The 10,934-nt window shown below is 41.2% G+C and carries 10 protein-coding genes; 5 read left to right on the top strand and 5 right to left on the bottom strand.

Features of this window, described 5'->3' with window-relative positions; translation table 11 throughout:
- Nucleotides 1-2,041: ATP-binding protein (locus tag VB714_RS22725; protein WP_323227026.1), on the bottom strand; the 2,041-nt coding region annotated here is incomplete at its 3' end.
- A gap of 149 nt (nucleotides 2,042-2,190) precedes the next feature.
- Here VB714_RS22725 and pheS point away from each other — a divergent pair.
- A complete protein-coding gene (gene pheS / locus VB714_RS22720) occupies nucleotides 2,191-3,192 on the top strand; it encodes a phenylalanine--tRNA ligase subunit alpha (protein ID WP_323227023.1) in 1,002 nt (333 codons plus the stop codon).
- 42 nt (nucleotides 3,193-3,234) lie between these two features.
- The gene (locus VB714_RS22715) at nucleotides 3,235-3,720 is read left to right on the top strand and encodes a DUF427 domain-containing protein (protein ID WP_323227020.1); all 486 of its coding nucleotides are present in this window, start codon (nucleotides 3,235-3,237) and stop codon (nucleotides 3,718-3,720) included.
- 73 nt (nucleotides 3,721-3,793) lie between these two features.
- Here the strand turns inward: VB714_RS22715 and VB714_RS22710 are convergent, their stop codons facing one another.
- Nucleotides 3,794-4,153, bottom strand: coding sequence for a DUF6464 family protein (locus VB714_RS22710; RefSeq protein WP_323227018.1), 360 nt, complete (start codon nucleotides 4,151-4,153; stop codon nucleotides 3,794-3,796).
- 219 nt (nucleotides 4,154-4,372) lie between these two features.
- On the opposite strand from VB714_RS22710, the gene VB714_RS22705 reads away from it, so the two are divergent.
- From VB714_RS22705 to VB714_RS22695, 3 genes are all read left to right on the top strand, one after another.
- Nucleotides 4,373-5,563: a DUF4350 domain-containing protein gene (locus VB714_RS22705; protein WP_323227016.1), complete on the top strand. Its 1,191-nt coding sequence runs from the start codon at nucleotides 4,373-4,375 to the stop codon at nucleotides 5,561-5,563.
- A gap of 128 nt (nucleotides 5,564-5,691) precedes the next feature.
- Complete coding sequence (gene ggpS, locus VB714_RS22700) at nucleotides 5,692-7,167, top strand: glucosylglycerol-phosphate synthase (RefSeq protein ID WP_323227014.1); 1,476 nt, start codon at nucleotides 5,692-5,694, stop codon at nucleotides 7,165-7,167.
- Nucleotides 7,168-7,666: 499 nt separating this feature from the next.
- On the top strand, nucleotides 7,667-8,974 hold the full coding sequence (locus VB714_RS22695; protein WP_323227013.1) for a glycosyltransferase family 4 protein: 1,308 nt from the start codon (nucleotides 7,667-7,669) through the stop codon (nucleotides 8,972-8,974).
- Nucleotides 8,975-8,987: 13 nt separating this feature from the next.
- Here the strand turns inward: VB714_RS22695 and VB714_RS22690 are convergent, their stop codons facing one another.
- From VB714_RS22690 to VB714_RS22680, 3 genes are all read right to left on the bottom strand, one after another.
- On the bottom strand, nucleotides 8,988-9,560 hold the full coding sequence (locus VB714_RS22690; RefSeq protein ID WP_204106652.1) for a hypothetical protein: 573 nt from the start codon (nucleotides 9,558-9,560) through the stop codon (nucleotides 8,988-8,990).
- A gap of 526 nt (nucleotides 9,561-10,086) precedes the next feature.
- Entirely contained in the window at nucleotides 10,087-10,527 is a 441-nt protein-coding gene (locus VB714_RS22685) for a hypothetical protein (protein ID WP_323227011.1), read from the bottom strand.
- Nucleotides 10,528-10,536: 9 nt separating this feature from the next.
- The gene (locus tag VB714_RS22680; RefSeq protein ID WP_323227010.1) at nucleotides 10,537-10,812 is read right to left on the bottom strand and encodes a hypothetical protein; all 276 of its coding nucleotides are present in this window, start codon (nucleotides 10,810-10,812) and stop codon (nucleotides 10,537-10,539) included.
- Nucleotides 10,813-10,934 lie beyond the last annotated feature (122 nt).

Genomic DNA, 10,934 nt, shown 5'->3' with positions numbered 1-10,934 from the left:
CACTCTTAACTTTCAGTTCGCTGCCCATCATTTTAACAATTTTACAACTAATAGCCAAGCCCAAGCCCGTTCCTTGAGATTGACGGTGGCGATCGCCAACTTGCTCAAAAGGCAGAAAAATTTTCTCTAATTGTGTCGGAGTCATACCAACCCCAGTATCCTCAACTTGAAAGCGAATGCAATTATAAGTAACTTGTCGATCTTCAATAATTTGCTGCGTTGTTTTTAAACTTTTAATTTTCAGGGTAACAGTGCCGCGATCGGTGAATTTAATCGCATTACCTAACAAATTAATCAGAACTTGACGCAAGCGTTTTTCATCAGCATGAATAGCGTTAGGAAGTTCAGAAAGAGCTTCATAATGAAAACCAATCTCTTTTTGTTCGGCTTTAATCCGAAATAGTTCGCAAATACCGTGCAGAAAAGTTTCTAAATGAAAATCGAGAGAATGTAATTCGAGCTTTCGCGCTTCAATTTTAGAAATATCGAGGATATCATTAATTAAAGTCAATAAATGAGAACCACATTGGTCAATAATATTCAGCCCATCTTTAATTTTAGGCGTAGCAGTGCGATCGCGCTGTAAAATTTGGGTATAGCCAAGAATACCATTTAAAGGTGTTCGCAATTCGTGACTCATATTAGCCAGAAATTCGCTTTTTGCTTGGTTGGCTGAGTCGGCAACTTCTTTCGCTTGTTGCAATTCAGAAGTACGTTCCTCAACTCGTTGTTCTAATTCTATATTCGTTTTTTCAAGAGCAGTAAATGAATCTTTTAACTGTCCCGCCATTTGATTAAAAGAACGAGCCAAAGTGTCGAGTTCTCGGATTTGTTTGACCTCAATATGTTGGTCGAGTTCCCCCGAGGCGATCGCCTTTGAAGCCGCATTTAAGCGCAAAATGGGAGCAGCGATCCAGCGAGAAGTCAAGAAACCCAGTAAAATTGCCACCCCTAAAGCACTCAAACAGAGAAAAATTGTTAAGCGAGTATTAGCTTGAATGCGTTCCATAAAATCAGCTTCCGGGATCACCACAACAATGGACCAATCTAGTCCTCGTTCGTCCCGGAAAGGCGTAACCTGTAAGAATTGTCGTTGTCCTTGTACAGTAAAAGTTAATTTTTCGCTTCCCTTCAAACTGGAAAAATCTGTAAATGTTGCCAAGATATATTCGGCGCTTGTTTGAATGAGAGGAATGCGACTCTCGATCGCCTGTAAGCGTTGGGGATCGTCCTTACCTTGGCTATCTACAAAAGGGTTTTCCTCTGTGGAAGAAGCGACAATTAACCCCGAACTGTCCATAATAAAAGTCTGTCCCGTGCGCCCAATCTTCAGAGAGCGCAAAAACTTGCTAATATCTGCCAGAGATAGATCGATTTCTAATACCCCTTGGAGTGTTTCTCTATCATCGTAAACCGGTAAACTCGCAGATATTCCCAAACCTAAATCGGAGATAAAAGGATAAATTTCACTCCAAGTCGCTTTTTTTGTTTTAATTGGAGCAGTATACCAAGGTCGCTGACGGGGATCGTAATTAGGAATAGTATCTAAGATTTCTTGACGGTTGCCCTGTTTATCAATAGCATACTTATAAAGATTCCCAAGTTTAAAGGCTTCTGTGGAGTAAATAAAAAATGTTTTCCCCTCACCTCGTTCGGGACCCGTAAATCCTCCCTCTTCATTGCCAAAGTAAATTCCCGTAACAGAATCAAAAGTTTGCAGTTGTTGGAGAAAATGGCGATCGAGGATTAAAGGATTGGTTAAATCGAGTTGTTCGATCGCGATCGCCTTAGCATTCAGTTGATTGATCGTGTGGGGAACTTCCAAATAAGATTCAAGTTTTTGTTGGATGCGGGCGGTAATTTCTTCTCGGAGTTGTGTGGTTACATCATTAACTGCTTTTTGTCCATTTTGCAGAGAAAGCCATCCCGTCAATCCCACAGCCGCAACAACTTCGATGACAAAAGGAACCACAAGGAGCGATCGCAAGGGGATTTTGTGGAATCTTTTAGCAGGAGAATAATATTTGGCGTTTGGAGACATTAATAATTGACTAAGGCGCTGATTTTTTACCTCATTCCTTTAATTTAATTGATTTTGCTAAAAGCAAAAACTTATTTTTATATTTTCTACTGTTGGCAACATTTCGGTAAACTATAACACTATGGCAAATTAACCGAAATCCCACGCTCATGACTTCCCCAAACGAGATCGAAACTCAACTAACAGCCCTAAAAACTGAGGCCACAAAGGCGATCGCCTCTACAGATGCCCTTGATGCCCTAGAACCCCTGAGAGTGAAATATTTGGGGAAAAAGGGTCAACTCTCCCAAGTCTTGCGAGGGATGGGTAAACTCAGCGCTGAAGACCGTCCCAAAATTGGCGCGATCGCCAATGAAGTCAAGGAAGCGATTCAAAATAGCCTAGAAACCGTCAGCAAAACCTTAGAAACGGTCAAAATTCAAGCACAACTCGAGGCAGAACGCTTAGATGTTACCATGCCTGGTGTCGGTCGTCCCCTCGGTCGCATTCACCCTCTCAACAGCACGTTTGACCGCTTCATCGATATTTTTGCGGGGTTGGGTTACACCATCGCGGAAGGTCCGGAAATGGAGACAGAATACTACAATTTTGAGGCTTTGAATATTCCTGCGGATCATCCCGCCCGAGATATGCAGGACACTCTCTATCTCACGGATGGTAACTTATTGCGAACTCACACTTCTCCCGTGCAGGTCCGTTATATGGAAAGTCACGAACCTCCCATTCGTATTATCGCCCCTGGTCGCGTTTATCGGCGGGATACAGTGGATGCAACTCATGCGGCGGTTTTCCATCAAGTGGAAGTTTTAGCGATCGATAAAGGGCTAACTTTTACCGATCTCAAAGGTACGATTAAGGAATTTGTACGGCAAATGTTTGGGGAAGAATTGCCCATGTTATTCCGCGCGAGTTATTTTCCCTTTACAGAACCTTCCGCAGAGGTTGATGTTAAATGGAAAGGAAAATGGTTAGAAGTTTTGGGCTGCGGAATGGTAGACCCCAATGTTTTAAAAGCTGTGGGTTACGATCCTGAAATTTATACGGGATTTGCGGCGGGTTTTGGTGTAGAACGTTTTGCCATGGTACTGCACGAAATTGATGATATTCGCCGTCTTTATAGCAGCGATTTGCGCTTCCTACAGCAGTTCTGAATTAATTTTAATATTAATAATTGTTCCTTGATAACTGAAAAGATGCGTATTGAACCCGGTCCCGGTCAAGAATCTGTGTGGGATTATCCTCGTCCCGCGATCGCCGAACCCTCTCCCAAACAGATTAAAATTATTTTCAATGAAGTTGCGATCGCCGAAAGTCAAAATACTTATCGCGTCCTCGAAACCAGTCATCCTCCCGTTTATTACATCCCCCCCGAAGATGTGAAAATGGAGTATTTTTCCCCTCTATCTCGACAAACTTTTTGCGAGTGGAAAGGAGTAGCGAAATATTATGCGATCGCAGTGGGAGAGAAAACAATTCCTCATGCTGCATGGTACTATCCCGAACCTACCCCTTCCTTTGCTGCAATTAAAAATTACATTGCAGTTTATCCTAGTTTAATGGATGCTTGTTACGTGGATGGAGAACGAGTTCAGGCTCAAGAAGGAGACTTTTATGGAGGTTGGGTGACTAGCGATATTGTCGGACCCTTTAAAGGCGGTGCAGGAACTTGGGGATGGTAATAAATGAGCTAAAAGATCGAAAATCAAATTATTAATCTCACTTAAACTCATGTTTGCCCAATCATAAGAAAAGTCAAAGATCGCATTCCTCAAAATACCGACATCCCAAACAGGGACCTTCAGGATTTACAGCACAGCGCAAAAGTTCCGATCGCGCATTAAAGCGGCATTTTGCATCGCCAACAATCCAATGTCCATTAATTTGAGTTCGTTCTTGGGGGGTTTTTGCCGATTGAACGTAAATGGAAACTTTGTGGAGACGATAACCCTCAATCTTGTAGCGATAGTGATGATGGCGTTCTAAAACCGCGTAGGTTTTGCCTGCAAAATCCAAATAGTTCCCCGGTTGCGGCATCCAATCAAGATAAACTTCACCCAAAGTTTCTCGAGGGTGTGTCAAAATAATCTCCGTGGGCAATGAATCTTGCTCCATAGCGTTGTCATTGTGTTTTAGACTACATATAAACCAGTGTAACGCAATTTAACAATGAGTTCTTCACCCTTCACGATCATTTCTAATCCAAATGGATTAATCCAAGGCATTAATCACAAGTATTGCCAGATAATCCACAAAAAAGAGGGTTATGTTTATTCAATGTAAAGCCGTCCTCCGCATATCGCGATCGGGACGGGGTTTCTACCCATTTTTTCGATGAATTTCCAAAGGAAATCAATCAAATTTGGCGCGATCGCTCTATTTATCGTTATTTTAATAACTTTATTTGTTGCACCGAACAATAGTACCAATCAAAGCGGTTCAACCTACAATCGCGCTCCAGATGGCTACGGTGCATGGTATGAATTTATCCAAAATGAATGGGGACAAGATAAAAATATTCAGATTCAGCGCTGGAAAAAATCTTCCCTACCGCCCCAAACTAAAGATAAAAATCCAATAACATTAGTTCGGGCTTATAGTGATTTGATTCCCTCTCAATCGGATTCATCTGACGATTTCAAGTCTTCTTTCTTTTCGGATAGCCTTAAAAAATGGATCAAAAAAGGGAATACTATTGTTATTCTAGGATGGCATCAACCTTCCAGTAAAGCTGTTTTTAAAACTCAACATTCTACAGCATTTGGAACAATAGAAATTGAAACAACACGACGTGCCATAGATCGAAAAGAAATATTACTCGGTGATGATTTTGGTGCAATTGTTTGGCAGCAAAAATTGGGTCAAGGACAAGCTATTTTCACGACCACTCCCTATCTTGCTGCCAATGCTTATCAGGATAGTCTAGCAAATTATAAGTTCCTCTCTGATATCGTGCTTCATCCCAATACAAAAACATCTAAAAATAAAACAATTGAAGTTGAGTTTCGAGAACAAAATAATAGTCCCAGAAATATTTTTGTTGATGAATATATTCACGGATACCAAGATAAAGAAACCAGACAAAATGGGCAAAAAGATAGCGTGTTAAAATATTTCTCTCAAACTTCTCTGCTACCAGTATTTATTCAAGGAGTAATCATTCTTCTGATGGTCATTTTCGCTCTTAATCGTCGCTTTGGAAAACCTCAGAAATTTAACCTGAAAAGTTTAAATAATTCTCGTGTCTATATTGAAGCACTCGCCGCAGTATTGCAAAAAGCAGCGAATCATGATTTTGTCATTGATGTTGTTGGTAAAGAAGAACAATTACAATTGCAAAAAAAATTGGGTTTAGATAATCAATTATTAGATGAAAAAACTGTGATTGACGCTTGGGTTCAACAAACTGGAAAACCAGCAAAACTATTAGAAGACGTAATGAACATAAAATTGAACTCTAGCCAAATTGGAGAAATTCAATTACTCCAATGGTTACAAAAATGGCAAGAAATTCACCGTAGCTAATTTATGGAGCGCGATCGCGCCAACTTTACAAAACTTGGAAATTGTGCTATGCTGAGAACTGGACACATAGGTACATTTGTACGAAACTAAAGGCACGTTAAAGATAACATTCGCCCAAAAGAAAAGCCATGAAATCTGATTTAGTCATCCTCTACCACAGAGAACCTTACGATGAAGTCATTGAAAATGGCGTAATTCGTTACCAACCGAAAAAAAGTCCCAATGGCATTCTGCCAACTCTAAAAAGTTTTTTTGCCAACGCTAACCGAGGAACTTGGATTGCGTGGAAACAAGTCAATGCTAAACAAAAAGCAAAATTTGAAAAGAAAGTAAGCATTGAAGGCGAAGGAAATTATAGTGTTTTTCGCATTCCTTTAAGTGCAAATCAAGTCAAACACTTCTACCATATTACTTCTAAAGAAGCCTTCTGGCCAATTCTTCACTCTTTCCCTTATCATTTCACTTCAGAAAGTTCCGACTGGGAAAACTTTCAACAAATCAATCAGTTGTTTGCCGAAGCTGCTTGCGAAGAAGCCGAAGATGATGCGTTAATTTGGATTCACGATTACAATCTTTGGCTTGCTCCGTTTTACATTCGCCAGCAAAAACCCAATGCTCGCATTGCTTTTTTCCATCATACTCCTTTTCCCTCCGTCGATATTTTTAACATTTTGCCCTGGCGAGAAGAGATTGTCGAGAGTTTATTATGTTGCGATATTGTCGGCTTTCATATTCCTCGCTATTCGGAAAATTTTGTCAATGTTGCCCGCAGTTTGCGAGAGATCGAAATCGTTGAAACAAGTGATGTACCCGAACAGATGACTTCCGTAGGAATGGCATTAGCAGAACCGGAAGTCATTAGCAAGATTCGCTATAAAGATCAACTGGTTAGGATTGATGCTTTTCCCGTCGGAACAAATCCGCAACATATTCTCAATACTTTAAAATTGGAAGAAACGCAACAACATATCGAACAAGTTCGGCAAGAATTAAATGGACGAAAATTAATCATTGCTGCGGGTCGCGTTGATTATGTTAAAGGTAATCAAGAAATGTTGGAAGCCTACGAACGTCTCTTAGAACGTCGCCCCGATCTGCATGGTAAAATTAAATTTGTCATGACTTGTGTTTCGGCTGCGGCAGGAATGCGGATTTACAAAACTGCTCAAAATCAAATTGAGCAAGCAGCCGGAAAAATTAATGGGCGCTTTTCTAAACTGGATTGGACTCCCATTTTACTCTTTACTCAACCTATTCCTTTTCACCACTTGATCGGTTTTTATAAGGCTGCTGATATTTGCTGGACAACACCATTGCGAGATGGTTTGAATTTAGTGGCTAAAGAGTATATTGTTTCCCATGAAGGCAAAGATGGCGTACTGGTTCTTTCTGAGTTTGTTGGTGCTGCGGTAGAATTACGCCAAGCTGTTTTAACCAATCCTTACTCAACTCAGCGTATGGATAAGGCAATTGAGTTCGCTTTGGATATGCCAGTGGAGGAACAGCGCGATCGCATGGAAAAAATGTACGCGACGGTGACAAAATATGATGTCAAATATTGGGCCGATCGCTTATTTGATTTATTTGAGCAAACCAAGCGGTAGAAGTTAATGAATCTATCATTGATGCTCTAAACCAGAGCATCTTGAACTCAATCTGCACAATCGAGGATATTAATATCCTCGATTTTCTGGGTCTAGAGATATTGATTTCTTATCATTCCCAACAAATTTTAATTTTTCCAGAGAAAAAAAAATATAAAGGCACCGTAAAGTTACCCAGATCGATTTTAGTAAAAATACGGAGAGTCGCGATCGCCATCTCTCCGAGAATTTTTGGTTGGCTCAAAGCGGAGATTTTTGTGCTACTCTCTCGATGGGTGCTAATTCAGTATTTTCTAGGAATGAATAGGTACAATTTTACGATAACCTTCAGTAGAACTCTAAAAAGATGAAGCGCGTACTAAGTAGACTTGCCCTTGCCATTGCTGAGAAAGATCGGTTATCAAGGATGAGTTCATAATGATTATACGAAAATCAATTTAGGGTAACGCGCAATCTGATTTTTGTTTAATTTTTAATTTTTTACGTGCATGAATTGGGAATGAGGAATCAACTCGACAAACATCTACCAAACCTCTTAGTGCTACCGTCCAAATCGATTAAGAGTAAATGCGAATATTCTAAACTTGCATCTAAACCCGGTAAAGTTCTTATTGTTACGCAATTTTATCCTCCCGACTACGCAGCAACAGGACAATTAATTGCTGAACTTGCTTCACAATTAAGCAAGTTAGGGATGAAAATCAGTATTTTTACTGGACAGCCGGGGTATGCGTTTGATAAGGAATTTGCCCCCAAACGAGAAGTATCGGAAAAAGTTGCCATACGGCGATCGCGAACCTCCAGGCTCTGGCCGCTACGAATTCGCGGACGAGCCATTAATGGCTTATTATTCTGCACTCGCGTGGCCATGCACCTGATCAAAAATTCTCGCAGTCAGAATCTTTTTCTGTTTACCAGCGAACCGCCTTATTTGTCGGTGTTAGGATACCTAGCACATAAATGTTTTGGCATTCGTTATATTTGTCTGCTCTACGATCTCTATCCAGATGTCGCAGTTGCCTTGCAAGTCGTCCCGAAAAAACATGGTTTAGTGAGATTTTGGGATTGGCTCAATCGCAAAATTTGGCAAAAAGCGACCGGAATTATTGTGTTGAGTTCCTCCATGAAAGCACGAGTTGTGGCGAAATGTCCGGAGGTAGAAGAGAAAGTAAATGTGATTCCCAGTTGGGCCGATCCCGAGGCGATCGTACCGCGCAGCAAACAGGATAATTGGTTTGCGCGCCAGTTCGAGCTTACCGATCGCTTCACGGTACAATATTCTGGCAATCTCGGTCGCTGTCACGATCTCGATACGATTTTAACGGCAGCAGAACTACTTCAGGAAGATTCCATTCAGTTCCTCTTTATCGGTCACGGAGCGCAATTACAAGCCTGTCAGGATCGCGTTACCAGATTGGGACTCAAAAATTGTCGTTTTCTGCCTTATCAAGATAAATCAGTTTTGCCTTACTCTCTCACGGCTTGCGACCTTTCTTTGGTGAGTATTAGCCCTGGTTTAGAAGGATTAGTTGCTCCAAGCAAATTGTATGGAATTCTCGCTTCCGGTCGTCCCGTGGCAGCAGTTTGCGAATCTCATTCTTACCTGCGATCGCTACTAGAAGAAGCGCAATGCGGTGCCGCCTTTGATAATGGAGACGCAGAGGGATTGGCTCATTATATCCGCCATCTAGCGGATAATCCGGAAGTTAGCCGCACTTTAGGCAATTCCGGGAGAGACTATCTCAACGCCCATTTTACACCGGAAATTATTGCCAAACAATACTGTAGAGTCTTGGAGAATTGGTAGTTTGCTCCCTCTTCTACTTCAACAATTCCGTTAATTCCTTCGCGGATGTTCCTAAAATTCGAGCCAGAGTATTCATTTCTTTATTGCTAAAGCCATCGCGAATTTCCATAATTTCCTTCGTAGATTTGCCGAGAATGCGGGAGAGAACCTTGAGTTGCTCATCTGTTACCTCTTTACCGCGATAAATATCTCGTAACTCTTGCGGTGACAAACGATAAGAATTACAGAAGAAAACAAACTCTTTGTCACTAACATCAAGTTCTCTTTGGCGATCGCGCAAGAGAAAAGCGAGGGCCCTAGTGCCATGTTCGGGTCGCTTGGCATTTTCCAGATAGCGCTCCATCAACTTAGTGACTTTAGCAGGATTTCCCCCCCTTTGCTTGAGCAAATCCGTACAAGCCATTTGTAATGCCTTGGTGAGGGTCTCGTTATCTTCATGAAGTTGTTCGTCTTCATTGAGAGTCTCGACAATCCTCGCAGCTATTTCCGGGCTACAGAAACCGACTTCTCGATCCTCATAAAAAATCGCAATATAGCTGCGATCGGCATTAAATTCAAGATGCAAGGGTTGATTGGTCTGTTTCATTAGCCTAATATTTTCCGATCGAGTTTGCAGATAAAACTATCGAGAAAAGGAGAGAGCAGTGCAAATTGCGCGAATAAACGCAGTAATTATCTCAATAATAGCGGCTTGCGTCCTCGGTTCGACCGCATTTCGCCAGAGAAATCGTTTCCATTGTAAACCACCGCGACGTTAATTTAGAGCGATCGCCCCGCTTCTTGCAAAATCAATACCTGCGAGGCATTTTGTCTTGGTGTTGTCCCGAACTTAGATTTTCGGTCGGTTTTTGACATTTACACAACAACTTTCCCTGCTCTTGTCTGCTTGACAATGCGAACTGGATTAGGAGAACTCCAGTGAGTGTCAATCGTGATAATTGGATCTGTCATCTTTATTGATAGAATTGATTCTCTTTGAGTTTAACACTGTGTGCGGAGAGGCGATCGCTCCCCTTAGCAAAATACCGGAAATGCGATCGCTTCTCTTTTTTTAACTCTTGAAAAATGCGATCGCACCACCCGAAAAAATATCAGAAATGCGATCGCTTAGATCAAGAAATATGGTGATGTTCAGATAACCTTTGGTCAATATAAACTCTATCTAATTCTCGAAAATAATCGTACCATTCTCGTGCTATGGTATGCGATAAGGGACGATATATACGAGGATTGGCAAGTTCTTGAATAATGCGGTCGATAATCGTTTCAAAGTTTTTCTCATAGCTAATATCTTCCCGACATTCAACTGCATTTGCCCAATTTTCTACTGCTAAAGATGATAGTTTTTTGTTGAGATAGCGGTTGAGAATGGAAATAATATGCTGGCGATTGAGAACAGCGAGAGATTCTTCACTATCCCATCCCAATTCGTTTAAGGCGAATAAGATATTTTCCAGATCGCGATCGCACGCTAACAAGGATTCTAATAATTGCGATCGTGTCGTATCCTCTTGAGAACTTGGCTGGGATTGATGGTTTTGAATGGGACTCATAAACTATCCTCAATTGGGGTAAATGGTTTGGGGTTTAGGAAATTTTTCTTTTACATGAACAATTGTGCCATCGGGATCGTAAGTTGTTTTTGTGTAATAGGTTGTTTTGCCTTCAATATCGATCTGTTTTTCGTAGGTTGCAAATGAACCGGGGATATTGGTTGCTGGGACATCAGCTTGAAAGGCTTTTCCATCGTTGGGAAGATCGTAAATTCTTGTTTCTCCTGCACTCGCTGGCAGATTTTTATTAAATCGTTTTAGATTGGCTTTTTGTTTGTCATTCAATGCTTTGTTTCGGCTGACATAGTTATGATATTATACCTCATGCGATCGCCACTCTTAAAAAAAGCGCGCTCGCATCCCTTGGAAAAATACCAGAAATGCGATCGTGTTTGCCAATTTTTTTG

Origin of the sequence: Spirulina sp. 06S082, from assembly GCF_034932145.1 — a bacterium.
Taxonomy (GTDB): Bacteria; Cyanobacteriota; Cyanobacteriia; order Cyanobacteriales; family Spirulinaceae; genus CCY15215.
The sequence above is the reverse complement of the archived record's forward strand: the minus strand, read 5'-3'. Positions and strand labels throughout refer to the sequence as shown.